The following is a 24,812-nucleotide window of genomic DNA, read 5'->3' on the forward strand; positions in this document are numbered from 1 at the left end:
CAATGCAATAATAACTTCATATGCCGTTATGAAATTTATTCTATGTTTAATGTCACATTTTGTGCGGATAAATTTTTTATCTATTGAGTTGATAAGTGTGACGCAATTCGCACTATGCTAAATATTTTTGATCTAACTCGCCATTTTCATCCCCTGTTATTAATTCGTTTCCTCTTCAAAGAGGAAACTGCCTGTCTGTATAGAAATAAGAAAAGGCTTAGTATCTTACTCAACATAGTTGAAGTAACACGCGGATGGAGATGTACGCATATGCTCATTGCTCGTGACAATATTTTCTTGAATCAAACATTTAGTGATAAAAAAGATATTTTCTCTTTTCTGGCAACACACGCTGTGGCACAGGGGTGGGCTGAGGATGCTAATAAAATTGAAGCCGACCTATGGGAGCGTGAGAATCAATACTCTACCGGTTTTGAAAGCCAAATCGCGATTCCACACGCTAAAACAGAAAATGTCATCCAGGCAGGAGTGATTTTTATTCGACTGGCTAAACCCATTGACTGGGAAAGCCTGGATGATCAACCCGTACAAATTATTTTTGGTCTGTTGGTACCCGCATCAGGGGCCAAAATATTGCATTTGCAAATCATTAATAGTCTTGCGAGCCAGATCGTTGATGATAGTTTCAGAGAGTATTTATTCACAGTCAACGATGAAGAAGAACTATTTCATTATATGAAATCCCGTATCGAGATTGAGGAATAAACATGAATATTGTTGGCGTCACATCATGTATTGCTGGTCTGGCCCATACGCCGATGGCAGCCAAATCCCTGGAAAAAGAGGGCGCACGTCTGGGGCATCAAGTAAAAATTGAGCAGCAGGGGGCGATGGGCATCATGAATAAAATTACCGCCGATGACATTAAATCGGCTGATTTTGTGCTAATTGCTGCCGACCGCACCATTGAAGAAGAAGAACGCTTCGCCGGGAAAATAATTATTCGGGTAAAGATTGGCCAGTGTGTTAGCCACGCGTCGGACGTTATTACTAAGTGCGTCACAGCTATTGAGGCAAGACTGAAAAAATAAAAAAGGTGATGTCATGAAAAAATTAATGATAGATATCAAAAATCATCTTATGACAGGGATTTCCTTTGCACTGCCTGTCATTATTGCTGGTTCTCTGATGGTGGCGGTTGCTAAAATTATCGGCCTGGCGATAGGCGAGTCTGACCTTGATGCCTTCGCCAATAGCGATGGCCTGACAAACTGGCTGTATCTAACGCAGGACATTGGCTTTAAAACCATCGGGTTAATGAACTATGTTCTTGGCGCCTACGTTGCCTATTCTGTTGCGGGTAAAAAGGGGCTGGCTTCCGGGTTTACAGCAGGCTTAATTGCCTCGGTAACCGGGTCGGGTTTCCTCGGTGCGGCGCTTGGCGGTTTGCTCGCGGGTTATTCTTCTGAGTGGGTGGCAAAGAAGATTCAAATAACGGGTTCGGCGTCAAGCTCCGTCCCTCTAATTATTCTGCCATTTATCACCGTGGGTTTGCAGGTGTTAGTGATGCTACTGTTGCTGGGCGATGCGCTTAGCTGGCTGAACACGTCACTAATGGCATGGGTCCAGCGCATGACGGAAGATGGTACCAGCACCGTCGTGCTGGCGGCTGTGCTTGGCGGAATGATTTGTTTTGATCTTGGTGGCCCAGTCAATAAGGCCGCATGGGGAACGGCGAACGTTCTATTTCTTAGCGGCGTATATCTTCCAGCCATTCTGGTCAATGTTGCCATTATTATTCCTCCGCTCGGTTATGCTGCCGCCCGTTTTATTCGCCCGGATAACTATAGCCAGACACTGAAAGAAGCGGGTAATGGCTCGGTTATTATGGGAATTCTAGGCATCACCGAAGGGGCAATCCCATTTACGTTGCGAAATCCGGCGCGATTAATTCCTCTCAACGTTCTGGCGGGCATGTCGGGAGCGGTGACGGTTGCCTTCTTTAAAGCTTACCCGATTATGCCGCCGCTTGGTGGGTTATACGGTGGCTTCACTGTCGGGAATCCATGGGCCTATTTTATGGGGGCGCTGGTGGGTGCGGCTGTCATTGCTTTTGGCGCCAATATGCTGGTGAATTTTAACGATGAAGAATTAGCCGATAAATCCACTGACCATATGAGTGAAGAGATTGAAATAAAAATTGATTGAATTTTGCACTTTGCGTAATGGGAGGTTGGAATGAAAAACAAGGTTGTCCATATTTACAGTCATACCCACTGGGATCAGGAATGGTATTTTACTTCATCGCGCTCTCGTATTTATCTTTTTAATCACATCAAAAATGTGATTCGTATACTGGAGAATAATGATGACTTTCCCTGTTACCTGCTGGATGCGCAAAGTGCGTTAATTGAAAGCTATTTACAGTGGGCTCCGGAAGACAAAGACATTTTGTATAAGCTTATTGCTGAAAAGCGTCTGCTTACCGGGCCATGGTATACCCAGACCGACCAATTGGTTATTCACCAGGAATCAGTGGTCCGCAATCTGTGGTATGGCATTAAGGTCGCGAATGAAGCAGGCAACTGCATGGCTCTGGGCTATGTTCCTGACTGCTTTGGCCAGGGCGGCAATATGCCACAGATCTATAAACAGTTCGGTATCCACCACGCGCTGTTCTGGCGTGGTATCGCAGACAACACATTGCGGGAAACCGAATTTATCTGGCAGGGTGAAAACGGCGATCGGGTCTTTGCGGTGCAGATGCCATGGGGTTACCACTATGGCGGGCTGATAGATGAAAATCCGGAAAAAATGGCCGCTTTTTTGAATGAAAAAATGTCTCCGATTGAAGCTCGAAGCTTTCGCCAAAATTTACTTTATCCGCATGGTTTTGATCAGGCTCCGGTGCGTGAGAATTTGCCGGATCTGGTGAAGATGTTTAATGCCTGCGATGACGAACGGCACTACCAAATCAGCAGCCCTCTGGAGTTCATCACGGCGCTGGAAAAAGAGTCTGTCGGTGATGTGTGCGTATTGCAGGGGGAGCTGACTGAGGGCAAACACTCCCGCGTACACAAGACGATTTTCTCATGTCGGGCCGATCTGAAGTTACTGAATAACGAGATTGAATCGCTGCTGGTGAATACGCTTGAGCCAGTGCTGGCAATCAGCCGCAGCCTCGGGCATGAGTATCCGGCGAAAATTATCGCAGAGATCTGGAAGCTGATGTTTTATAACGCCGCCCATGACAGCATCGGCGGCTGCAATAGCGACGATACGAATCAGGATATTTTCTTCCGCTATAAGCAGGCTCGCGATTTAGCCATGAATTTGCTCGAGCTGCATAGCCGATTAATCGCCATTCGTACCCCGCGTGAGCACGATTACACATTTACGGTATTCAACCCACTAACCAGTCGCGTTGCGCCGCAAATCACCTTCGAAGCCTGGTTGCCAGGTATTCCATTCACGTTACGCGATGCGGCGGGTAAAGCATTGCCTTATGTGATTGAAGAACAAACCGATTTGACCCGCTACGTATTGAACCAGACCATTCGCCTTAATCCGGGCGAGCCGTATCATAAACCGGAGAAGGTTTATCGCACGAAAGTGACGGTCAACAGCAGTGACTTGCCTGCGCTGGGTTATACCCGCTGGTATCTTGATTTTGAGGCGAATGGCTCAAGTCAGCGAGTTACGGACAACACTCCGGTCATCGAAAATGCATTTTACCGCATAGAGGTGGAAGAGAACGGAATGCTCACCATCCAGCATAAAGCCACGGGTAAACGCTACGAGCGTCAGATGCTGCTGGTAGAAAACGGAGATGATGGCGATTCCTACAACTATTCGCCGCCGCGTGATGACTTGATTGTGACTTCGGAAGATTGCCTGGTTTCCATCTGCCGGGAGGACAACGGCCTGAGTCAGTCATTACAACTCGAATATTTACTTAACGTGCCGGGGGATCTTGAAGAGAGGGCGCAGCGTATTGCCACCTCTGCACTGAAAATTGTCGCGCGCGTGACGCTACAGCATGACGACATGATCCGCTTTACGGTTGACGTGGACAACCGGGTGTTGAGCCATCGGTTATGCGTGCATTTCGCGACGGACATTCTGGCGAACGTCTCTTATGCCGATCAGCTTTTTGGCGTTGTGTCTCGTCCGGTGCAGTTAAGCAACGCCCTGAAAGTATGGGAAGCGGAAAACTGGCATGAAAAACCGATTTCGATTGAGCCGATGCAAAGTTACGTAAACCTGCATGATGACAATCACGGTTTCACATTGCACACCAACGGCGTGCGCGAATATGAAATTGTAGGCGACAATTTCGATACCATTTCCGTGACGCTGTTCCGTTCGTTTGGGTACATGGGCAAGGAAAACCTGCTCTACCGTCCGGGCCGCGCGTCGGGTGAGTCGGTAGTCGCCACCCCTGATGCGCAACTTTCCGGACCTCTGTCTTTTGCATTTGGCTGGCGAATTTACCACGGTGCGTTTGATAACGCCCAGCATGCGAGAGTATCAAAATCACTGCTGACATCGTTTCCGGTGTATCAGGACAGCGATTTCCTCAATGGTCGACTGCGTTTTTGCCTGAGTGATGAGCAACGTACTTATCCGCACGAATACAGCCTGCTGACGCTTCCTGATGGTCCGGAAGATGCCCTGGTGAGTGTGGTGAAATGCGCCGAAGAGGGGGAGGGACTCATTTGTCGCTTCTATAACCCAAATCTGAATGCGGTAGCGACTGTTCCTGAGCTGAGTCATGCTCGCTACGTCTTGCTGGACGAGAAGACCCCCTCGCCGGAAAGGGCTGTCCTCAAACCCGGTGATGTGCAGACGTTGTACTTAGAACTGGCGTAAAGGGTGAGACATGAGACTGTTTACCAATAAGCGAGTCAGAGATATTTTCATCCAGATAGCCGGGGGGTATGTAACGCAAACCTCTCTGGCCAGAGAGATGAATGTGTCCACGCGAACTATCCGCAGTGACCTGAAAGCGCTGAACGATATCGTTAGTCGGTCTGGTAACAGTCTCATTCACGATCGTAAGAAAGGGATCGCGATTCGGGTGGATAATCCTGCCGGGTATAAAATGCTGCTGGAACAGTCTCAAAGGCCGTGGAAAGAGAGTCATTCACCCGCAGAGCGCCGCCGCAATTTACAGGTTGCTTTGCTGCGCCAGGAGGCAGATGTCTCACTTGAGGAACTGGAATCGTTATGGTTTATCAGCATCTACAGTCTGAGAAACGATATTGCTCTTCTTAAGCGCCACTTTGTGCTTTATGACCTGAGTATTGTTTCCGAAGGGACGGATAAATTTAAACTTTCAGGCGATGAAATCGCATTGCGCCGTTGTATTTACGATCACTTGTTGCGTTCAAAAGAGGTGGAAGAGGATTACCGCGAAATCTTTGATTCACTGGCACAGCTTTCCGATATCAAGCTGGCGCTGAGCGAGTATTTTGTTCGCCATGGACTGGTGGTGAGCGATGTTAATTTGCGCTTTTTTACTCTGGTTTATGGCATCGCCTGTGAGCGAATCCATCGCGGCAGTTGGCTGCTCGATTTTGAGTTTGAAGCCTGTGAACCGCACTTAAAAACAGTGGCTCGCGATATTCTTCACTTGCTGCTGGCGGATGAGCCAACACCTCTTCCACAAAGTGAAATCGATTATATGGCGATGAATCTAGCCGCATTTTGTGCCACAGCGGAAGAAAACCCCCTGGACCATCAGCAATATGATGCCGGGCGTGCAGTGATGAACCATTTTTTGAGCTATGTAAGCTCATCCTGGTTTTGCGATGTTCGCTACGACGAGTTGTCCCGCAAGAATTTGCTTAGCCATATCACAGCCATGTGCGTTCGGGTGGATAATGGCATCACCATTATCAACCCGCTGATTGAGCAAATTAAGCGGCACTATCCATTGATGTTCGAGATGACGCTGGCTGCTTTTAGCGAGCTGGAACACTGCTTCGCCAATAAAATCAGTGAAGATGAGATTGGTTATCTGGTGATGCACATTGGGGCCATTCTTGAGGAGACGCACCTGCAAGATGAAGGCAAAATTATCAGCGCGCTGGTCGTCAGCGATCAAGGAGGGGCCTCAACTCGCATCGTTTGCCAGAAAATTGCCAGGATGTACCCCAACATTGAGGTATCAAAATGTATTTCGGTCGAGCAATACAAAGCGATGGCCAGCGTGGGTGAAAGTATTGTCATTAGTCTGGTGAGCATTGAAGAGAAGAACAAACGGGTTATCACGTTGCCTCCGTTGCCAGAAAGATGGCAACTGGAAAATATAAAATACTTTTTAGCGGCTGAAAATGCGCCACCTGCGGCGATCGTGAATTATTTCTCTGCAGATCACTTTTTTGTTTTTGAAAACCATACCCATACTAAAGAATCGCTGATTAAATTTCTCTCTACTCAATTAGAATTAAAAGGACGGGTCGACCAAAATTATTGGGAGTCGGTTATGGAGAGAGAGGCAAGAGCATCAACATTACTGGATGATAAAATTGCTATCCCGCACCCATTGGGGCTCGTCGCTTTAAGTACTATGGTGACCGTGGCTATATTCCCAGAGGGAATTGAGTGGGATGCCGGGAAGAAAGTTAAGCTGGTCTTTATGCTAGCTATTAGCGAGGATGCTTTTGTGGATAGCATGATTGTATATGATTATCTGACGAATATTCTCGATGACGATGTGATAGATAGTTTAAGCCGGTGCCACAGTTACGCTGAGTTTATATCACTATCGCAGAAATACTTTATATAAAAATATATTTTAAAAATATCAGGTGGCTCTTTTTGGGGAGCGCTTGTTTATATGTTGCATTTTATCTTAATAATATAAAAGGAGTTAGTGGTGAAATATAAAAATTACCTCTGTGCATTATTTGTTCTCTCAACCCCGGCTATTTCTGGCATGACATTCGATACTCCGCAGGGCAGCCTTAAGCTGTATGGTGATGTTGAATTTAATGCTGATGCGGCGAGTCGTACCGGGCAATTAACCTCAGTGAAAACCAGTGCTGGTAAAGATTGGAAAGCCGGTGATTCGGAACGCTGGGATATCAACGGCCGTATCTTAATCGGCCTTGATGGTTATCGTACGTCGGCCAATAACCAGTTTGCTGGTTTCACCGTTCAGCCACTGGCGGATCTCTCTGGTTCGATGGATCTTGATGATGCGGCTTTCTTTTTCGGTCAGGAAAATAACTGGAAAATGAAAATCGGTCGCTATGAAGCCTTCGATATGTTTCCGCTTAATCAGGACACTTACATTGAGTATTCCGGGAATACGGCTAACGATCTTTACGACGATGGCTACGGTTATATATATATGATGAAAGAGGGGCGTGGTCGTAGCGACGGTGGCGCCATTCAGCTCAGCAAAATGAGTGGGCCGTTCTATTTTGAAGTAAACACCGCCGTGCGCGATGGGTCGAAACTTTTCCAGGACAGCAATTACCACGGTAACCACCTGGAAAACAAGAAAAATGTGATATACATGCGCCCAGTAATCGCCATGACCGTTGATGAATTTACGGCAGCGATTGCAATGGAAAGCAACGTAGTCAGTAACGCTTATGGCTATACGGACAGCTATGGCAAGTTTAAAGATCAGTCAAAACGAAATGGCTACGGGGCGACCTTCTCCTGGAATGGACAGAAATCTGACCCTGATAACGGAATGGTGGTTAACCTCAGTACCGCTTACATGGATGCAACGGGCGAAAAAGACTTTAGCGTAGGCATTAATGCGCTATGGCATGATTTCGAGTTAGGTTATATCTATGCGAAGAATGATGTCCAGGAGTTTAATGCCAATAATATTGATATCAGGAATAGTAGTGATTTTATTCTGGGTAAATACGATATCAACACTGTTCATGCTTCTTACCGTATTCGTAACGTGATGGAAATGGATAACTTTGACATTTATTTAGGCGCTTACTGGTCGCGCATTGATGTTAAAGAAACCAATTACGATGAAGATCGGTATGGTGCGCGCGTAAGATTTAAATATCACTTCTAATATTATCAGTTGTTGTGGGTCCTGCTTGCTGCATAAGTTATGGATTGCTCATCATTTCATTTGCGCTGTCTTATACAGTAAGCAGGTTACCTGTTCCCCCGTTAATGGATACACGCGATGCTTGTCATGTCTCCAGCTGCGCATGGGGGCATCCTCTGAAGAAGCTGCTTGTCGAAATCATCCACATCGAAAGGGGAGGATGGATTTTTTACCGTATCCCCAGTGCCTGGGTGCGAGATATTGCACCGCAGGCACTGCAACGATCGGTCGGTTAGAGAGGGAGTTTTTTGAGTGCTTCAAGGGCTGTTTGTAACACAGCCGCCATCTGGCGCTGTACTTCCGGGTCGCTCTGATGACGGGCGTGGATCTGGTGGCGCAGCTCGGCTACGGCATCCCGTAACGCAGGATCAAAAGCGGTTGGGGCTTCTCGCATTGCCTCAGTCATGGTGTTCATCTGCTGAGCGAAATGGTCCAGCCGCGCCAGGATGGCCTCGGCCATCGCTCTGTTTTCTGCCAGCCATGCCGTGCCTTCAGCTGCCAGCGCATAGCGCTTGCGGGTACCTTCCTGAGTGACGGTGACATAGCCGACATCCTCAAGCCAGGTCAGCGCCGGGTAGATGACGCCCGGGCTCGGTTTGTAAAACCCGGCGCTTTTTTCGTCCAGGCGTTTAATCAGCTCGTAGCCATAGCTGGCGTTCTCCTCCAGTAGGGCCAGCAGCAATAATTGCAGTTCATCGGCGCTGAACTTACGGCCGCGTAAGAACGGCGGGCGCCCGCCGTTACCAAAGAAGTCACCCCGATCGCCGCGGCCGGCGCCGAAGGGCCCTCCATGGTGGCGTCCAGCCATATGGAAGCACGCTTCATCTTCGTCAGCGAACGGGTTGAACATCGCCATGCGAGGATCATGGTGATGATGTGGGTGATGGTGATGGCCATGGGGGCCGCAGGCGTGGCGGTGGAATCGATCAAAAAACATAGGGTATTCCTTTTATAGCGTACGTGGATATCTGTTATGTATCGTAAGAGTGTATCTTAAGATAATTAAAGACTATATCTTAAGATACAGAAGATCAAGTGTGGTGGTAAAAAAGTGTCCAGGATGGCGGGATTGCTGGCTGTAGCAAAACGTCAGCTTAACGGGGGCGATGTGCTGGAAGACCAACACGCGGATGTAAACGGTCTCCGGAGTCTATGAGTCAGTAGGCGTTACCTCCCTTCATTTGTGTTTCGCCATTAACGATACGGACGATTTTCCCCTGCGTAGTGCCATCGGCACAACGTTCAGTAAACGCGCGTCTGTCGCTCCCTCATCCCGAAAATAATATTCTTTTTCACCGTAAGGTATTCCACAATAGAATATATATTATCGGTTCATTCACTATTTTTCAGCTTATCCATTTTTCAGTAATCGTTATTTATTATTCTTGATTGGCCCCATCTGTCAGATGTGTATAGTGAATTTCACTTTTATAAAGCGATTTTTATTAGCAAGGAGCGTTTATGCATCTGGCCCGGTTTCCTCGAATTTCACTTGGTCACTTTCCCACGCCTCTGGAGCCGCTGAATAATTTAAGCAAATTATTAGGTGGACCTAAAATATGGATTAAACGTGACGACGCAACCGGTCTGGCGACGGGAGGAAATAAAACCCGTAAGCTGGAATTTCTGCTGGCGGATGCGCTGGAGAAAAAAGCTGATGTGGTCATTACCCAAGGGGCGACACAGTCTAACCATGTGCGCCAGATGATTGCGGGTGCCGCGCGTCTTGGGCTAAAAGCAAAAGCGCTGCTGGAAAAACGCGTGACCGATTTTGGCGAAGACTATCAGCGTTCGGGTAACGTGCTGCTGGATAATCTGCTCGGCGGCGAGATTGTCGCCCATCTGCCTGGTGGTACGAATATGCAGCAGGCGATGGAAGAATACGCCGGGACGCTGCGCGAACAGGGCCACACGCCGTATATCATTCCCGGCGGCGGCTCGAATCCGATTGGTGCGCTGGGCTATGTGGCCTGCGCGGAAGAGTTGCTGTATCAGTCATCAGAGCGCCGTCTGCGTATCGATCATGTGGTTCACGCCACGGGCAGCACCGGTACCCAGGCCGGGTTAGTGGCGGGTTTTACTGCCACTAACAGTCATATTCCAGTACTGGGTATTAGCGTGCGAGCGCCAAAAGCACAGCAGGAAGAGAACGTCTGGAACCTGGCCTCACGGACGCGGGAACTGCTTGGCGTGCCGGGAGAATTGTCGCGGCATGCGGTGGTCGCGAATAGCGATTATGTTGGCGACGGGTACGGTTTACCGACGGAAGGGACCCTCGAAGCGTTGACGTTGCTCGCTCGTCATGAGGGCATTTTGCTTGACCCGGTTTATTCTGCAAAAGGCATGGCCGGGCTTATCGATCTCATCCGTAAAGGCCATTTCCGCTCGGATGAAAACGTCGTATTTATCCATACCGGCGGCGCGGCGGGTTTGTTTGGTTATCGCCAGGTGTTAGAGCATGGCTAAGCCTTTCCTGCTTGGCGTACTGGGCGGCATGGGGCCGCTGGCGACGCTGGATTTTCAGCGCCGTTTGCTGGATGCCACGCCCGCGCAAAGCGATCAGCAGCAGATCCCTTCGGTGGTCTGGAACGTGCCGCAAATTGTCGATCGTCAGAAAGCGCTGGCGGGCTCCGGGCCGTCGCCTTTGCCACAGTTACTCCACGGTATTGAGAAGCTGAATCAGGCGGGCGCAAGCCATATCGCCATTCCCTGCAACACGGCGCACCACTGGTACGCTGCGCTCAGCGAAGCGAGTGAGGCTCCCATCCTGCATATCGTTGATGCCACGTTGGATGCGCTGTCACAGTCAGCGCAAAAGCCACGGCGGGTAGGGGTGATTGCCACCCAGGGTACGCTGGAAGCGGGCTGGTATCAGCACCGTCTGGCGCAGCAGGACATCGAAGTGGTTGTGCCAACGGAAGAGGAACTGACGCAGTGGTTTGTGCCTGGCTGCTACGCGGTCAAACGCGGTGCGCTAAAGGAAGGGGGGGAGTGGCTGTCACTGCAGGCTAACGCGCTGTTTGCTCGCGGGGCCCAAAAGCTGGTGCTGGCCTGCACCGAAGTGCCTGTGGCGCTTGAGGCGGTCAATGCGCCGTTTCGTCACCTTACCTTCGACCCGGCACAAGCGCTGGCCGAGCGATGTTCGCAGTTATGGCAAATAACGAGATAAATGGTCCGGCACAGTTTCGGGCGAAATAATCGGTTTCATCAAAGGAAAAATAAAATGAAAAAAAGTCTCTGCTTATTAATCGCAGCGGGTGGTTTATGGGCAAATATGAGTTTTGCCGATACGCCAGCTGAAGTTCGTGTCGCTTATAGCGGCGGTTCGCAGGTATTAATGTTGGCAAAAGCCGACGGCTCTCTGGATAAAGCGCTAAATAGCAAAGTGAAATGGGTGCAATTTGCATCTGGCGCCGACGCGTTGAATTATTTTGCCAGCAATGCCATTGATATTGCTAATTTCGGGTCCAGTCCCGCCACGGCGGGTATCGTGCGTAAATTACCGGTCGAGATTATTGGCGTGTCGGGCGTGATTGCCAGCTACGAGCGACTGATTGGCAAAGATGGCATTGTGAAAATCAAGGATATCGAAGGTAAGCGCGTGGCTTATCCGCCAAACTCAACGGCGCAGTACGCCCTTGAAGCCGCAATTAGCGTGAACAAGCTGGATCGCAGCAAAATTACGCTGCTGCCGCTGCGTCCGGCTGAGATGGTGGCGGCCTGGAAACGCGGTGATATTGACGCGGGTTACGTCTGGGCGCCATTTGCCCAGGAGCTGGAGGCATCGGGCGGGCATCAGGTCTTTGCGACCAAAGATCTGCAGAAAGACGGCTATCTGATCTACAACAACTACGTCGTACGCAAAGCCTTTGCGGAACAATACCCAGAAGCGGTAACCGCCTTCCTGCGCGTGCACCAGCAGAAAGTGGATGAGTTCAGGAAAGATCCGGAGCGCGCCGCGGCGATTGTGGCTAAAGAGGTTGGCGCGCCGGTCACGACCGCAGCAAATACGCTCGGCGGGCTGGAATACCCAACGCTTGCCCAGCAGGGCACCGCAGACTGGCTGGGTAACGGAACACACACCTCCGACAGCGGCATTGGCAAAGCGTTGAGTAAAACGTCCAGTTTCCTCGCGGGTATCGGCGAGATCCGCAAGCGTGACATTCCCGCCAACTGGGATAGCGCGATTGAGTCCCGCTATATTCGTGATGCGGCGGTGGCGGCGCAATGAGATTGAGTCTGCATATCGCCATCAGCGTGCTGTCGGTGGCGGTTTTCTTTATCGTCTGGCAGGTGGCGGCGACGCGGCAGTGGGTTGACCCACTGCTCCTGCCATCGCTCACCGACATCGGGTTGACCACCGAAGAGCTGCTGGCGGACGGCTACCGTCAGGTGCCGCTCTGGGAGCATATCGCGGTGAGCCTGGCGCGCGCCCTCAGCGCGTTTGCGGTGGCGATTATTATCGGGATACCGCTGGGTCTCCTGATGGGGCTGTCGGACGGACTTTCGGCGGTGCTTAACCCTTTCGTTCAGTTTCTGCGTCCATTGCCTAAAATCGCGCTTATCCCGCTGGCGGTGGTCTGGCTGGGCATTGGCGAAGCGTCCAAATTTTTCCTGATTTTTATCGCCACGTTTTTGAGCGTCGTGGTGGGTGCGTCGGCGGCCGTTGAGCGTATTGGACGCTCGCGTATTCGTGTGGCGCAGACTCTCGGGGCATCCCGCTGGCAGATTTTCCTGCGCGTGGTGTTGCCGGATGCGCTACCGGACCTTTTCACCACCGTCAGGCTTTCGATTGGCATTGGCTGGACGTCGTTGATCGCGGCGGAAATGGTCGCGGCCAGTTCGGGGCTGGGTTGGATGGTCATCAACGCCAGCTCTTATTTACGCACCGATATCGTCATGCTCGGTATTTTGCTGCTGGGTGGCATCGGCTATTTACTGGATCTCTTACTGCTGGGACTGCAACGTCTGACGGTGCCATGGGCGGGGAAAGAATAATGAGTGCCATCACTCTCGAAAATGTATCGCTCGCTTTTGCGGCGAAACCACAGCCGTTTACGGTACTGGAAGATATCAGTCTGACCCTGAAGCGCGGCGAGTTTGTTGTGCTGCTCGGGCCGTCCGGCTGCGGAAAATCGACCATTCTGAACCTGGTCGCCGGGTTCAATAAACCGGATAGCGGACGGGTGGCGGCAGGCGGCAAAACGGTACGTCAACCCGGGCCCGATCGCGGAATGATCTTCCAGCAGCCCAATCTGTTTCCCTGGCTGTCGGTGCTGGACAACGTCACCTTTGGCCCGCGGCTGGGAAAACATCGTAAGGACGAAACCAACGCTCAGGCGAAGGCGTGGCTGGAGCGTGTGGGGCTGAAGGGATTCGAAAATCATGCGCCCTGGCAGCTTTCCGGCGGCATGAAACAGCGCGTGGCGCTGGCTCGCGCCTGGCTTCCTGGCCCGGAAGTGCTGCTGCTTGATGAGCCGTTTGGCGCGCTGGATGCGCAAACCCGGCTGATGATGCAGGAGCTGCTGCGTGAGGCCTGGTTATCCACCGGCACCACGCTGCTCTTCGTCACCCACGATGTGGAAGAGGCGTTGTTTCTCGCCGATCGCATTCTGATCATGTCGGCAAAACCAGGCAAGATCGTCGATGAGATCGTTCTGCCCTTTGGGCGCGAGAGGGATATCGAAACGCTGGCCGAACACCCCTCGTACAGCGAGATCAAACACCATGTTCTGCATCGGGTGCGGCTCGAAGCGAAGCGGCACTTGGGTTAAACCTTGGGAATGAATCAGCTCCTCTTAAGCAAATGCCCCCGCAGGGGCATTTAAACAGGATTTAGTCGAAGAGATAGGCGGTGACAAGGTTTTCGAGTAATTCCTGATGCCCACTTTGATGCTGAGGATTAAGGTTATTCTGTTCAGCATATTGGGCGAGTTGCGCAAGCGACAGGCGTCCTTGCATGATTTGTTGACCCAATTCGCCATTCCAGCCAGCATAGCGTTTTTCAAGGCGCTTATTGAGCGCGCCATCTTCAAGCATACGAGCGGCTTTCTTCAGTGACAGCGCCATCACATCCATTGCGCCAATGTGGCCATAGAACATGTCATATTTATCGGTACTTTGACGGCGCACTTTGGCATCAAAGTTCAGACCGCCAGTGGTAAACCCGCCAGCTTTGAGGATCTCGTACATCACCAGCGTGTTCTCTTCAACGCTGTTCGGGAACTGGTCGGTATCCCAGCCGAGCTGCGCATCACCGCGGTTGGCATCCACGGAACCGAAGATATCCAGAGCAATCGCGCTGGCGATTTCATGCTGGAAGGTATGCCCTGCCAGGGTTGCGTGGTTGGCCTCGATGTTGACTTTAATCTCTTTTTCCAGACCAAACTGCTTCAGGAATCCATATACCGTGGCGACATCGTAGTCGTATTGATGCTTAGTCGGCTCCTGCGGTTTCGGTTCGATCAGCAGCGCGCCACGGAAACCGATTTTATGTTTGTGTTCAACGACCATCTGCAAGAAACGACCAATTTGCTCGCGCTCTTGCCGCATATCCGTATTCAGGAGCGATTCGTAACCTTCACGGCCGCCCCACAGAACATAGTTTTCCCCGCCCAGTTTCTGGGTCGCATTCATGGCGGTAACGACCTGGGTTGCAGCCCAGGAGAACACTTCAGGATCCGGGTTGGTTGCCGCTCCGGCACCGTAACGTGGGTGGGTAAAGCAGTTGGCTGTCCCCCACAGCAATTTCATCCCGGTTTCTTGCTGTTTTTGCGCCAGCACATCGGTCATTACGGCAAAGTTATTCAAATATTCCTTCAACGATGCGCCTTCTGGTGAGACGTCGATATCGTGGAAGCAGTAATACGGGACATTCAGTTTATGGAAGAATTCAAATGCTACGTCGGCTTTCATTTTTGCCAGCGCGAGCGCATCGCCAGGCTGCTGCCAGGGTTGTTCAAAAGAACCCTTGCCAAACATATCCGCGCCATTCCAGCAGAAGTTATGCCAATAACAGGCAGCAAAGCGAAGATGTTCTTCCATTCGTTTGCCGAGCACGATTTCATCCGGGTTGTAATGGCGAAAAGCGAGTGGATTTGTCGTTTTAGGTCCTTCAAAGCGTACACGATCGAGCCGATCGAAATAATTTTGCATAATGAACTCCATAATTCACAAAGTGAAAAGTCAATAACTGTGGTTATCCTGTATTTTCCATCGCACCTTGATCAATTACGTAATTTCATTCGCAGATTAGGAGATTACCCAAACGTGATAACTATCACAAAAAAATTGTCATATATTCATCGTTGCAATAGAACTGTGAAAATTTATTTTTAGGGCGGATTCCTTTGACAAATGCCAGAAGAAAACGACGCCTTTGTAGGCGCTGTGCGCCCGGCACAGGCATTACGGGAGAGTGCAAAGGCCATATTGTTGCTACGTGTACGTAAGAAATATGTGTTTTAATGATCACAAAAGTAAAAAAACATAACTAGTTAATATAAAAACGCAATAGATTGTCGACGGTGACCTGTGCCAAAAAGTGTTTCACATTCACAAATGAAATCGGAGACCTGATTGGAATGCGTAAAAACATAATTCAAAATCGGCATGACGAATATCACAAATTAACACGGGGTGAGCGTATTGGTTATGGGATGGGTGACTTTGCGCAGAACCTGGTATTCGGTACCATCGGCGGTTTTCTCGCGCTACATATGCTGACGGTAAATACCATTAGTACGGCAACGGCTGGATTTATATTTCTTTTTGTTCGCATTGTTAACGTTTTTTGGGATCCGATGGTTGGAACCTATGTTGATAAAAGAAGTTCAGCAGCGGGTAAATATCGCCCATGGCTTTTAAGAGCCGGTATTCCGCTCGTTATTCTTTCCGCATTGCTGTTCGCTCCTATTCCAGGCGTCCGGGGTTCTGTTCCCTTTGCATTTATTATTTATTTAGCACTGGACTTAGTGTATTCAGTGGTCAATATTCCTTATGGTTCTCTTAATGCCTCATTGACGCGAGATCCGGAGTCCATTGATAAACTGACCAGTACCCGAATGATGCTGGCAAACACGGCTAACCTGCTTGTCTATACGATGTTCCCAATGTTTGTACAAATGGCTTCACCAAAAGACAGAAGCCTCAAAGATACTGGTTTTTTTGGCCTTGAGCTTAATATGGGTAACTATACCGATCCCTCCGCGAATTATGCATGGTTTGGCGTATACTCCATTTATATGTTAATAGGCGCAGCGGCACTTTTCTTCTGTTATAAGTTTACTAAAGAGCGTGTTGTCGCGACGGCGGAACAAACCGCTAACGTGAAAACAACCGATCTCTTCCTTGAGCTGAAAAATAACCGACCTCTGGTCATTCTCGGCCTGTTCTTCATGCTGGCCTTTACCTTTATGTTCTTTATGAACACCGTTAATGGGTTCTTCAATCAGTTTGTTGTTGGCCATTCAGAATGGATGGGCGCAATTGGCCTTGTAGCCTCAATTCCGGGTATTATCTTCCCTATTTTCTGGTCCAGACTGAAGCGTATTTTTGGTAAAAAAGGGTTCTTCCATCTTTTCCTTGGCATGTTTATCGTCGGTGAATTATTGACCTACGTTTGGTCACGTGAAGGAATGCATGATGCGCTTTGGCTGGCTTACATCGCGACATTTATCAAACAATGGGGCTTAACCTCGGCCACCGGTTTCATGTGGGCACTGGTTCCTGAAGTGATTGCTTATGGCGAATTGAAATCAGGAAAGCGCAACGCTGCAATTATTAATGCGATTATGGGGCTGTTCTTCAAGATTGGTTTTACGATTGGCGGCGCGATTCCATTATGGTTACTGGCAGCCTATGGCTTTAGCGAAACCGGAGCCCAACAAAGCGTCAGTGCTATCGATGGCATTATTATGACAGCAGTGTGGATCCCTATTATTTTGGCGATTGTGTCCATGATCATTATTCAGCTTTACCCTATCTCAGACAAAAATGTCACCGAGATCAACCGTCAGCTTGATGAGATACGCGTATAGTTTAAAAAATTATTCAAGTATTGAAAGATTTAAAATAAAAAATTATAGAAAGGTAGAATGATATGGCCATTATTCAAAACCCTGTATTACCTGGATTCAATGCGGATCCCAGTATTATCCGTGTTGGTGAAACCTACTATATTGCAAACTCTACATTTGAGTGGTTCCCTGGCGTTCGCTTACACGAGTCAAAGGATCTGCAAAACTGGAATCTTCTTCCCAGTCCGTTATCGACAACCACGCTGTTAGATATGAAAGGCAACCCTTCATCAGGTGGGATCTGGGCTCCGGCGCTCTCCCATGCTGACGGCAAATTCTGGTTAGTGTATACGGATGTGAAAATCACAGAAGGTGCCTTTAAAGACATGACCAACTACCTGACCACTGCGACGGATATTCGTGGCCCATGGTCGGACCCCATTAAACTGAATGGCGTTGGTTTTGATGCGTCACTGTTCCATGATGATGATGGGCGCAAATATATTGTTCAACAAACCTGGGATCATCGTGAATATCATCACCCATTCAATGGCATTACGCTAACTGAGCTTGACACCAGGACCTTAAAATTAAAACCAGAAACCGCGCGAACCCTCTATCACGGTACCGCTGTGGCACTGGTCGAAGGGCCACATCTCTATAAACGAGACGGCTATTATTATCTCTTCGCCGCGCAGGGGGGAACGGTGTTTACCCACCAGGAAGTGGTTGCACGTTCAAAAACCCTGGATGCCCACAGTTTTGAAACTGCGCCAGGCGAAGTGTTCATAACGAACGTCGATACGCCAGACAGTTACATCCAGAAGCAAGGGCATGGCGCTTTGGTTTCAACGCCTGCGGGTGAATGGTACTACGCCTCGCTCTGCGCCCGTCCGTGGAATCGTCCAGGAGAGTCAATCTATGATCCGCGTGGCTGGTCAACGTTGGGCAGAGAGACGTCAATTCAAAAAGTGTACTGGGATGAAGAAGGCTGGCCGCGTGTAGAAGGGGGGCACGGTGGAAAAACCTTCGTGGAAGGGCCAAAGGATGCCATTTACACCGAAAGCGCCAAAGATCATAGCCAGTATGATGCATTTACCTCATCGACGCTCGATCACAACTGGAATACGCTTCGCGTTCCGTTTAATGAAAAAATGGGCACGACCGGCGAGGGTAAATTAACATTAATTGGTCAGGGCTCGTTAGCCAATACCCATGACCTGTCGCTTATTGCCCGACGCTGGCAAGCCTTCTATTTTGATGCGCAAGTTAAGGTTAAATTTAATCCATTTAGCTATCAACAAATGGCTGGGTTAACAAACTACTACAACGATCGTCATTGGAGCTTTGTTTTTATCACCTGGAATGAAATTAATGGCTCAGTCATTGAAGTAGGTGAAAACAACCGTGGGAAATACACGTCTTATTTAAAAGATGATGCTATCAAGATTCCTGAAGGAACCGAGTATGTCTGGTTCCGCACGAAAGTTCGCAAACAAACCTATCGCTATGAATACAGTTTTGACGGCACTCATTTTACTGAAATTCCGGTCACACTAGATGCTGCGGTCTTGTCAGACGATTACGTCCTGCAAAGCTATGGCGGGTTCTTTACCGGAGCCTTCGTTGGCCTGGCCGCCGTCGACTATTCTGGTTATGAAGTCAGTGCAGATTTTTATGATTTCTCTTATCAGGAACTGGGTGACGCGTTAACCTCCGCGGGCACTTATAGCTGGGAGGCTAGCGAACTACGCTGAGCTAAATGATTCACTGACAATCTTGAGCAAGAGGCGGTAACTGATGCAGCTACCGCCTCGCATCAGGATGCGATAGATAGCGCCAGCATCTGCAATGGCAAGCCAATGGTATATCCAAAGTGGCTTCAGCAGATTGACAGGCGTGATGATGAAATACCGCAAATTTATATTTTCCCTTATGGTCGAAATATCGAAATGACATCAGTCATTTGGTTAATTCGCGTAGTGTCAGAATAGATTGTTTATCTATACCTACATTTGTTTTTAATTATCCAGAATATGGAGGGTTTATCACGCCATTATTTTAAATTTACCTCTGCATAAATAAAAATAAAATCAGCTTGTTTTGGTGGTATCTTTTATATTTACACCGAAACGGGATGGTTATTGTCTGAGAATATAATTAATTTGAGATAACCATGAAAACTGTAAAAAAACTTCCTTTAGCTATGGCGGTTATTGCCGCACTTTGCCCTCTTTCCTCTGTAATGGCACAAGAATTTACTCAGGAACAAATCGACGCCATTGTGGCCAAAGCCGTCGATAAAGCACTGGCGGATCGTCAGGCCAAAATGGACGCCGCTGCCGCGAAGAAAGTGGATCTGGAAACCAACCCGCAAACCGCGGCGGCGACGCCGGATATGGCGGTACCGTTCGGCCTGAAGTTCAGCGGCTACGCGCGCTACGGCGCGCATTTCCAGGCGGGCGATCAGAAATACGTCGGCGTGGACGGCTCTTATAACGGCGCCTCGGCGATCGGTCGTCTGGGTAACGAAGGCAACGGCGGCGAATTCCAGCTCACCAAGGCCTTCAAGAGCGAAAAAGGCGCGATCTGGGACATCAACGTGATGTTCGACCACTGGAGCGACGAAGTGAACCTGAAAAAGGCCTACGTCGGCGTGACCAACGTGCTGGAATCCAACCCGAACGCCTATATCTGGGCCGGTCGTGACTTCCACCAGCGTCCGCAACAGGGTATCAACGACTACTTCTGGATGAACCACGACGGTCAGGGCGCCGGGGTGAAAAACTTTGACGTCGGCGGCGTGCAGTTCGACGTGGCCACGGTGGCTCAGGTGAAATCCTGTAGCCCGGAAGTGATGGCCGATGAGTCGAACCCGTCGCGCATCACCTGTACCGGTAACTCCGATACCGGTGACGACGGCCACTACGCGCTGACCACCAAAACCCACAACATCAAAGCGGGCCCGATCGATGTTGAGGTGTACGCCAACTACGGCTTCGACTCCAAAGCGGTGGATAACGACAAGCAGCTCGATGCCTGGCAGGGCGGCCTGCTGTTAAGCCATACCAACAGCGATGACAGCGGCGTGAACAAGGTTATCCTGCGCTACTCGGATAACTCGGATAACAGCGTGTTCAACAAAACCGACGGTCTGACCGCTATCTACGCCAGCTTCGAGGGTAACTACAAGTTCACCCAGCAGGCGCAGGTGGAATACCTGCTGGCGTTCCACGACTACGACAACAGCAAAGACAACACCGACAACCGTAAAAACTACGGCGCGATTGTGCGTCCGATGTACTTCTGGAACGACGTGCACTCCACCTGGCTGGAAGCGGGTTACCAGCGTGTTGATTACGACAAAGGCGGTGACAACCACGGCTGGAAGCTGACGCTGTCGCAGAACATCGCGATCGGTATGGGCCCGGAATTCCGCCCGATGCTGCGCTTCTACGTGACCGGCGGTCAGGTGGACAACAAGCGTACGGCGAAGGTGAACGGTACCGACGACCAGCAGCTGGATTCACTGAACTTCGGCGGTATGTTCGAGGCGTGGTTCTAAGCTAGCGTGAGAAAATGCACTTTGCCTGGAGCAGCCGGGGAACCGGCTGCTCTATTGCTAAGATGGCCTTCAGGCAATAATCGTGGCCAGGCAACCTAATAATAAAAGAGGGATAATTGTTTTTTGTTATTATTTTAGTGGCAACATTTTCCTGCGTTACTATTTGGGCAAGAGAAGTAAAAAACCTCGTTAGCTACTATTTATTATAGTAAATTGGCCATAATAAAATTATCTGGTTGCTGCCTGATATATTCGGGGGTAGACTCGCGGCTCGGATAAAAAAACCACCTATAATATGTTACGAAAATACCAAGAAAATATTGCCGTTTTATTATTTTTCACAGCGCTTTATATCTACTCAAGGTTTTTATTACGTGCCACAGGGGACGGGCATCCGCATGCGATTAATATTTTGTTGTTATGCGGGTTGTGTGCATTTTTGTTCACGGCAAAAAGAACCTTTTTGATCGCGATCCCATTTTTTCTGTTGTTAACAGTATATGCCCCAATTGGTTTGACGTATGGTTACCCGACTTACCAGTATGTTTCGTCTCTCTTTGCCTCGAACATCGCTGAGTCGTTTGAGTTCCTGCGGTTAATTCCATTTAAAGCATACATGTATACTTTTATTTTAATACTGGCTCCGTTTGCGCTTAACCGGTTGGCGTTAAAATTTAAGATTAAACCCTGTAATAACAAATTGTTTATTTTATCCTTTGCGCTACTTTCATTTTACAGTTCTGGCGCGTTCCTGTTTGTGAATGAAGCACAGGAGTCGGTACAGCGGGTCAAGGATGAAAATGCTCAGCTTGATAGCTATGTCAGTAGAAATGATTGGGCCGATGTTCAACAGACTCGCCAGACTCAGTATGATGATTATTTCCTGGTCATTGGTGAGAGCGCCCGACGTGACTACTTTCATACCTATGGCTATCCGGTAGAAAATACGCCGTTCCTGGATTCCACCACAGGTGTTATCGTCAACGGGATGGAGTCTGCGGGAACCTACACGATTGGCTCACTGCGCCTGATGCTGACTCAGGGAGACAAAAGCACGGCGGCGCCCAACTACAATCTGAATCTGATAGGTCTCATCAAGAAAGCCGGTTTCAATACTTATTGGCTCTCCAATCAGGGGCAGTTTGGCGAATGGGATACGCCGATATCGGCGATTGCTAAAAAAAGTGATAAGACCTATTTCACAAAGCTCCGTGCATTTAATGAACGCAATATTTCCGATTTTGAACTGCTGCGCATATTAAAACCGATGGTTAACGCCAGCAGTAAACAGCGCAGATTCTTTGTGATCCACACAATGGGCTCACACCCCTATGCCTGCGATCGCATCGAGGGGATGAAAGATGCTTATAAAGTGCAGGAGAAAAAAGATGCATATATTGCCTGCTATGTCTCGAGTATCAAGCAAACTGACCAATTCCTTGAGACGCTACATGATATGCTGATGCACAATAAACAGGGCCGGAGTTTTTCGATGATCTATTTTTCCGATCATGGCATGGTGCATCGTGATGTTGATGGGGTTATTCAACTTAATAACAATTTTGTGAGTAAATATCATCACGATATTCCGCTGGTGAAAATTTCGTCTGACGATACCGGCAGGGTAGTGGTTAATAGTCAAAAATCAGGCATGATGTTCGTCAATGGCTTGGCCAGTTGGATGGGAATTAGCGCCCAGCAAATTCAGCCCTATAACCTATTTGATGGTGTCGCCGATAGCGAGGATTATGGTCTGAGCAAAAAGCCTTATAAAGTCGATGACCCGGCTATCGATATTTCCAGGGTACTCATTCGTTAGTGTCGGCTATCGATAAAAGCAAAACGCGACCAGCAAGGCCGCGTTTCGCTTTTGGATTAGTTTGATATGACACGACTAGCGACGCGTCAATGCCAGCCGAATTCCCAGGCCAATAAACGCCGTGCCGACCACGCGATCCAACACCTTTTGCAATGTCTGATTACGCGACACCGCGCCTGCGGCGCTACCGGCCAGAATGGCAAACGTGGCGTCGGTCATAAACCCGACCAGCGCATAGGCCATACCGAGGATCAGAAACGAAATGGCATGATGCTCGCCGTTTGGCATCACGAACTGCGGGAAGAAGGAGATAAAGAACAAAATCACCTTCGGATTGGTGAGGGTGGTAATAAACCCTTTTGATAGCAGGCCGCCGGTATTGGCCCTGTTTCGCTCCACCATCGGTTCATCGCCCTGTGACGATTTCCTGCTAAACGTGCCCAGTATCATTTTCCCGCCCAGATACATCAGGTATACCGCGCCAACGTACTTCACTACGGTGAACAGCAGCGGCGAGGCGGTAATCAACGCCGTTAATCCCACGGCGCTGGCGACCGCATGGGTGCAGCTACCGAGCGCGACGCCTGCGGCTGAAATCAGCCCAGCGCGGCGGCCGTTTGCCACGCTCTGGCCGACGACATAGGCCATATCGGGCCCCGGCGTGATAGAGAGCAGGAACACGGAGAGAATGAACAGCCCAAAATGGGTGATATCCAGCATGATGACCTCGGTTAGTGAATAAGGGTAACGCCGCTGCGGGCAAGCGCATCGGTGAGCGGTTGATCCAGCATGCCGTCGACGATCAGCGTGCTGGCGAGGCTGAGCTCGCCGATGGCGAAAGCGGAGGCGGCATTAATTTTCTCATGAGAGGCCATGACCACGGTTTCGGAGGCTCGTTCGCTCAGCAGACGTTTCACTCCTGCCTCTTCAAAATTTCCTGTCGTAAACCCGGCGCTGTGATGGACCCCTGTGACGCCCATAAAATACAGATCGGCGTTGATGCGGCTGGCGGCTTCGGTCATCGCCGTCCCGGTTGTGACCACCGAGTGCTTGAACAGCGTGCCGCCAAGCAGGATGACTTCAATTAACGGATAGTCGACCAGACCGACGGCGATGTTTGGGCTGTGGGTCACCACGGTGAACGACATATCGACTGGCAGCAGCTTGATCATCTCAGAGGTGGTTGTCCCCCCATCAACGATCACCACCTGGCCCGGGCAGATTAATGCCGCCGCTTTTTGCGCGATCGTTTTCTTTGCGTCTGGTTGCACGCTTTTTCTTGCTTCAAACGGGGCGATAGCGGCTGAGACCGGCAGCGCGCCGCCGTGGACGCGCTGGAGCAATCCCGCCGCCGCAAGCTCGCGTAAATCCCGGCGGATCGAGTCTTCCGAGACGTTGAAGTGCTGGCTTAACTCGGTAGAGTGCACTTGTTTATCCCGAGCCAGAATCTCAAGGATGTGCTGTTTTCGCTGGCTGGCTAGCATCATTTTCTCTATGCATGTTTGATCTTGAATGTGCACGATTATGCATGATAGGTTGTGCGCTGTCACCTGTTACCCAAAACAACAACCTACGTGGAGCATAAGATGCAAAGTATGATCATATTGATTGCAGGTCCAGTACGAAGTGGCACTAACGGCGATGAACGGTTGATGCATGAAAACCTGGCACGCATGGAGCAGACGGCGCTGGCTGTGTATCGGCTGGGGCATATCCCGGTGATTGGCGAGTGGCTGGCATTTCCACTCTCGGCGGCGGCGGGGTCGCAGAAAATTGGCGATGCCATCAGCGAAGCGTTTCTTTATCCCGTGGCTCACCGGCTGTTGACGCGTTGTGATGCGGTGCTGCGAATGGAAGGCGCGTCTAACGGTGCGGATAATGATGTCAGGGTCGCGAATGAGCTTGGGCTGGCGGTGTATTACTCACTGGATGAGGTACCCGTGAAGACGATGCAGGCGGAGTCCTGGCTCCGCCTGACGGGCAAAGATTAGATCCAGACGTCGTTAACTGCGGTGCGCGCGCCGCCCTCATGGCCGGTATTGAGCACGCCGCGCGGCTCAATGAGCAGCAGATGCGCTTCGTGTTCGGCTGCTGTTTTATGCTCAATACCCCGTGGGACAACGAACATTTCGCCCGCCTGAACTTCAACAATGCGATCCCGGAATGCGATCTCCAGCGTGCCTGCTAGGACGACGATCGTTTCGTCGGTTTCCGGGTGCGCATGCCAGATAAAATCGCCCTGGATTTTTACCACCTTGAATTGATAGTCGTTCATTTCAGCGACCACTTTGGGCTGCCAGTGTTCGCTGAACTGAGCAAGTTTTGACTCAAAATTGACGGGCTTCTGCATGAGTG

Annotated in this window: 21 protein-coding genes; 16 read left to right on the forward strand and 5 right to left on the reverse strand. The window is 49.9% G+C overall.

What is annotated here, in order from left to right; all coding sequences use genetic code 11:
• The first annotated feature begins 270 nt into the window (after positions 1 to 270).
• The 6 genes from ABTW00_RS04115 (at position 271) to ABTW00_RS04140 (ending at position 8,017) form a co-directional block, all read left to right on the forward strand.
• Positions 271 to 726, forward strand: a complete 456-nt coding sequence (locus ABTW00_RS04115; RefSeq protein ID WP_065358262.1) for a PTS sugar transporter subunit IIA — start codon at positions 271 to 273, stop codon at positions 724 to 726.
• A gap of 2 nt (positions 727 to 728) precedes the next feature.
• Positions 729 to 1,052 (forward strand): PTS fructose transporter subunit IIB, encoded by a 324-nt coding sequence (locus ABTW00_RS04120; RefSeq protein WP_065358261.1) that lies wholly within the window; start codon positions 729 to 731, stop codon positions 1,050 to 1,052.
• A gap of 13 nt (positions 1,053 to 1,065) precedes the next feature.
• Positions 1,066 to 2,169, forward strand: coding sequence for a PTS fructose transporter subunit IIC (locus ABTW00_RS04125; protein ID WP_065358260.1), 1,104 nt, complete (start codon positions 1,066 to 1,068; stop codon positions 2,167 to 2,169).
• A 30-nt stretch (positions 2,170 to 2,199) separates the two neighbouring features.
• Positions 2,200 to 4,833, forward strand: coding sequence for a mannosylglycerate hydrolase (gene mngB / locus ABTW00_RS04130; RefSeq protein ID WP_433639018.1), 2,634 nt, complete (start codon positions 2,200 to 2,202; stop codon positions 4,831 to 4,833).
• A gap of 10 nt (positions 4,834 to 4,843) precedes the next feature.
• Positions 4,844 to 6,754 (forward strand): BglG family transcription antiterminator, encoded by a 1,911-nt coding sequence (locus tag ABTW00_RS04135; RefSeq protein WP_433639020.1) that lies wholly within the window; start codon positions 4,844 to 4,846, stop codon positions 6,752 to 6,754.
• Positions 6,755 to 6,904: 150 nt separating this feature from the next.
• The gene (locus ABTW00_RS04140) at positions 6,905 to 8,017 is read left to right on the forward strand and encodes a carbohydrate porin (protein ID WP_433640923.1); all 1,113 of its coding nucleotides are present in this window, start codon (positions 6,905 to 6,907) and stop codon (positions 8,015 to 8,017) included.
• A 271-nt stretch (positions 8,018 to 8,288) separates the two neighbouring features.
• On the opposite strand, the gene ABTW00_RS04145 is transcribed toward ABTW00_RS04140, so the two are convergent.
• Positions 8,289 to 8,993, reverse strand: a complete 705-nt coding sequence (locus ABTW00_RS04145; RefSeq protein ID WP_433639023.1) for a helix-turn-helix transcriptional regulator — start codon at positions 8,991 to 8,993, stop codon at positions 8,289 to 8,291.
• A 524-nt stretch (positions 8,994 to 9,517) separates the two neighbouring features.
• Here ABTW00_RS04145 and ABTW00_RS04150 point away from each other — a divergent pair.
• From ABTW00_RS04150 to ABTW00_RS04170, 5 genes are read left to right on the forward strand one after another with little or no spacing between them, the layout of a single operon-like run.
• Positions 9,518 to 10,522, forward strand: a complete 1,005-nt coding sequence (locus ABTW00_RS04150; RefSeq protein WP_433639025.1) for a D-cysteine desulfhydrase — start codon at positions 9,518 to 9,520, stop codon at positions 10,520 to 10,522.
• Positions 10,515 to 11,225, forward strand: coding sequence for an aspartate/glutamate racemase family protein (locus ABTW00_RS04155; protein WP_433639028.1), 711 nt, complete (start codon positions 10,515 to 10,517; stop codon positions 11,223 to 11,225). The genes ABTW00_RS04150 and ABTW00_RS04155 overlap by 8 nt, the downstream gene beginning before the upstream one ends.
• Before the next feature lie 54 nt (positions 11,226 to 11,279).
• Positions 11,280 to 12,287: a taurine ABC transporter substrate-binding protein gene (locus tag ABTW00_RS04160; RefSeq protein ID WP_065358253.1), complete on the forward strand. Its 1,008-nt coding sequence runs from the start codon at positions 11,280 to 11,282 to the stop codon at positions 12,285 to 12,287.
• Complete coding sequence (locus ABTW00_RS04165) at positions 12,284 to 13,054, forward strand: ABC transporter permease (protein ID WP_416683409.1); 771 nt, start codon at positions 12,284 to 12,286, stop codon at positions 13,052 to 13,054. The genes ABTW00_RS04160 and ABTW00_RS04165 overlap by 4 nt, the downstream gene beginning before the upstream one ends.
• The gene (locus ABTW00_RS04170; protein WP_065358251.1) at positions 13,054 to 13,830 is read left to right on the forward strand and encodes an ABC transporter ATP-binding protein; all 777 of its coding nucleotides are present in this window, start codon (positions 13,054 to 13,056) and stop codon (positions 13,828 to 13,830) included. The genes ABTW00_RS04165 and ABTW00_RS04170 overlap by 1 nt, the downstream gene beginning before the upstream one ends.
• Positions 13,831 to 13,891: 61 nt before the next feature.
• On the opposite strand, the gene xylA is transcribed toward ABTW00_RS04170, so the two are convergent.
• Positions 13,892 to 15,211 carry a xylose isomerase gene (gene xylA, locus ABTW00_RS04175; protein ID WP_065358270.1) on the reverse strand — a complete coding sequence of 440 codons (1,320 nt, stop codon included), beginning with the start codon at positions 15,209 to 15,211 and terminating at the stop codon, positions 13,892 to 13,894.
• A gap of 443 nt (positions 15,212 to 15,654) precedes the next feature.
• Between xylA and ABTW00_RS04180 the strand changes: the two genes are divergently transcribed.
• The 4 genes from ABTW00_RS04180 (at position 15,655) to ABTW00_RS04195 (ending at position 22,457) form a co-directional block, all read left to right on the forward strand.
• Positions 15,655 to 17,094: an MFS transporter gene (locus ABTW00_RS04180; protein ID WP_164092419.1), complete on the forward strand. Its 1,440-nt coding sequence runs from the start codon at positions 15,655 to 15,657 to the stop codon at positions 17,092 to 17,094.
• 62 nt (positions 17,095 to 17,156) lie between these two features.
• Positions 17,157 to 18,830, forward strand: coding sequence for a glycoside hydrolase family 43 protein (locus tag ABTW00_RS04185; protein WP_064542835.1), 1,674 nt, complete (start codon positions 17,157 to 17,159; stop codon positions 18,828 to 18,830).
• Positions 18,831 to 19,249: 419 nt separating this feature from the next.
• Complete coding sequence (locus tag ABTW00_RS04190; RefSeq protein WP_271447503.1) at positions 19,250 to 20,638, forward strand: carbohydrate porin; 1,389 nt, start codon at positions 19,250 to 19,252, stop codon at positions 20,636 to 20,638.
• 295 nt (positions 20,639 to 20,933) lie between these two features.
• Entirely contained in the window at positions 20,934 to 22,457 is a 1,524-nt protein-coding gene (locus tag ABTW00_RS04195) for a phosphoethanolamine transferase (RefSeq protein ID WP_433639035.1), read from the forward strand.
• A 75-nt stretch (positions 22,458 to 22,532) separates the two neighbouring features.
• On the opposite strand, the gene ABTW00_RS04200 is transcribed toward ABTW00_RS04195, so the two are convergent.
• Positions 22,533 to 23,177, reverse strand: coding sequence for a LysE family translocator (locus ABTW00_RS04200; protein ID WP_433639037.1), 645 nt, complete (start codon positions 23,175 to 23,177; stop codon positions 22,533 to 22,535).
• Between the two features lie 11 nt (positions 23,178 to 23,188).
• A complete protein-coding gene (locus tag ABTW00_RS04205) occupies positions 23,189 to 23,941 on the reverse strand; it encodes a DeoR/GlpR family DNA-binding transcription regulator (RefSeq protein ID WP_433640926.1) in 753 nt (250 codons plus the stop codon).
• Between the two features lie 102 nt (positions 23,942 to 24,043).
• Between ABTW00_RS04205 and ABTW00_RS04210 the strand changes: the two genes are divergently transcribed.
• Entirely contained in the window at positions 24,044 to 24,448 is a 405-nt protein-coding gene (locus ABTW00_RS04210; RefSeq protein WP_064542846.1) for a hypothetical protein, read from the forward strand.
• Here ABTW00_RS04210 and ABTW00_RS04215 read toward each other — a convergent pair.
• Positions 24,445 to 24,807, reverse strand: coding sequence for a cupin domain-containing protein (locus tag ABTW00_RS04215; RefSeq protein WP_065358247.1), 363 nt, complete (start codon positions 24,805 to 24,807; stop codon positions 24,445 to 24,447). The two genes, ABTW00_RS04210 and ABTW00_RS04215, sit on opposite strands and share 4 nt — an antisense overlap.
• Positions 24,808 to 24,812 lie beyond the last annotated feature (5 nt).

Origin of the sequence: Kluyvera georgiana (assembly GCF_050990895.1) — a bacterium.
In the GTDB taxonomy this organism is placed as follows: Bacteria; Pseudomonadota; Gammaproteobacteria; order Enterobacterales; family Enterobacteriaceae; genus Kluyvera; species Kluyvera georgiana.

What these genes read in the sequence shown, in the direction of transcription:
- ABTW00_RS04165 (WP_416683409.1), top strand. Translation starts at nt 12,284, where the DNA reads ATGAGATTGAGTCTGCATATCGCCATCAGCGTGCTGTCGGTGGCGGTT.
- ABTW00_RS04140 (WP_433640923.1), top strand. Translation starts at nt 6,905, where the DNA reads ATGACATTCGATACTCCGCAGGGCAGCCTTAAGCTGTATGGTGATGTT.
- ABTW00_RS04185 (WP_064542835.1), top strand. Translation starts at nt 17,157, where the DNA reads ATGGCCATTATTCAAAACCCTGTATTACCTGGATTCAATGCGGATCCC.
- ABTW00_RS04160 (WP_065358253.1), top strand. Translation starts at nt 11,280, where the DNA reads ATGAAAAAAAGTCTCTGCTTATTAATCGCAGCGGGTGGTTTATGGGCA.
- ABTW00_RS04125 (WP_065358260.1), top strand. Translation starts at nt 1,066, where the DNA reads ATGAAAAAATTAATGATAGATATCAAAAATCATCTTATGACAGGGATT.
- ABTW00_RS04150 (WP_433639025.1), top strand. Translation starts at nt 9,518, where the DNA reads ATGCATCTGGCCCGGTTTCCTCGAATTTCACTTGGTCACTTTCCCACG.
- ABTW00_RS04200 (WP_433639037.1), bottom strand. Translation starts at nt 23,177, where the DNA reads ATGCTGGATATCACCCATTTTGGGCTGTTCATTCTCTCCGTGTTCCTG.
- ABTW00_RS04120 (WP_065358261.1), top strand. Translation starts at nt 729, where the DNA reads ATGAATATTGTTGGCGTCACATCATGTATTGCTGGTCTGGCCCATACG.
- ABTW00_RS04195 (WP_433639035.1), top strand. Translation starts at nt 20,934, where the DNA reads ATGTTACGAAAATACCAAGAAAATATTGCCGTTTTATTATTTTTCACA.
- ABTW00_RS04215 (WP_065358247.1), bottom strand. Translation starts at nt 24,807, where the DNA reads ATGCAGAAGCCCGTCAATTTTGAGTCAAAACTTGCTCAGTTCAGCGAA.
- mngB (WP_433639018.1), top strand. Translation starts at nt 2,200, where the DNA reads ATGAAAAACAAGGTTGTCCATATTTACAGTCATACCCACTGGGATCAG.
- ABTW00_RS04135 (WP_433639020.1), top strand. Translation starts at nt 4,844, where the DNA reads ATGAGACTGTTTACCAATAAGCGAGTCAGAGATATTTTCATCCAGATA.
- ABTW00_RS04190 (WP_271447503.1), top strand. Translation starts at nt 19,250, where the DNA reads ATGAAAACTGTAAAAAAACTTCCTTTAGCTATGGCGGTTATTGCCGCA.
- ABTW00_RS04210 (WP_064542846.1), top strand. Translation starts at nt 24,044, where the DNA reads ATGCAAAGTATGATCATATTGATTGCAGGTCCAGTACGAAGTGGCACT.
- ABTW00_RS04145 (WP_433639023.1), bottom strand. Translation starts at nt 8,993, where the DNA reads ATGTTTTTTGATCGATTCCACCGCCACGCCTGCGGCCCCCATGGCCAT.
- xylA (WP_065358270.1), bottom strand. Translation starts at nt 15,211, where the DNA reads ATGCAAAATTATTTCGATCGGCTCGATCGTGTACGCTTTGAAGGACCT.
- ABTW00_RS04170 (WP_065358251.1), top strand. Translation starts at nt 13,054, where the DNA reads ATGAGTGCCATCACTCTCGAAAATGTATCGCTCGCTTTTGCGGCGAAA.
- ABTW00_RS04115 (WP_065358262.1), top strand. Translation starts at nt 271, where the DNA reads ATGCTCATTGCTCGTGACAATATTTTCTTGAATCAAACATTTAGTGAT.
- ABTW00_RS04155 (WP_433639028.1), top strand. Translation starts at nt 10,515, where the DNA reads ATGGCTAAGCCTTTCCTGCTTGGCGTACTGGGCGGCATGGGGCCGCTG.
- ABTW00_RS04205 (WP_433640926.1), bottom strand. Translation starts at nt 23,941, where the DNA reads ATGCTAGCCAGCCAGCGAAAACAGCACATCCTTGAGATTCTGGCTCGG.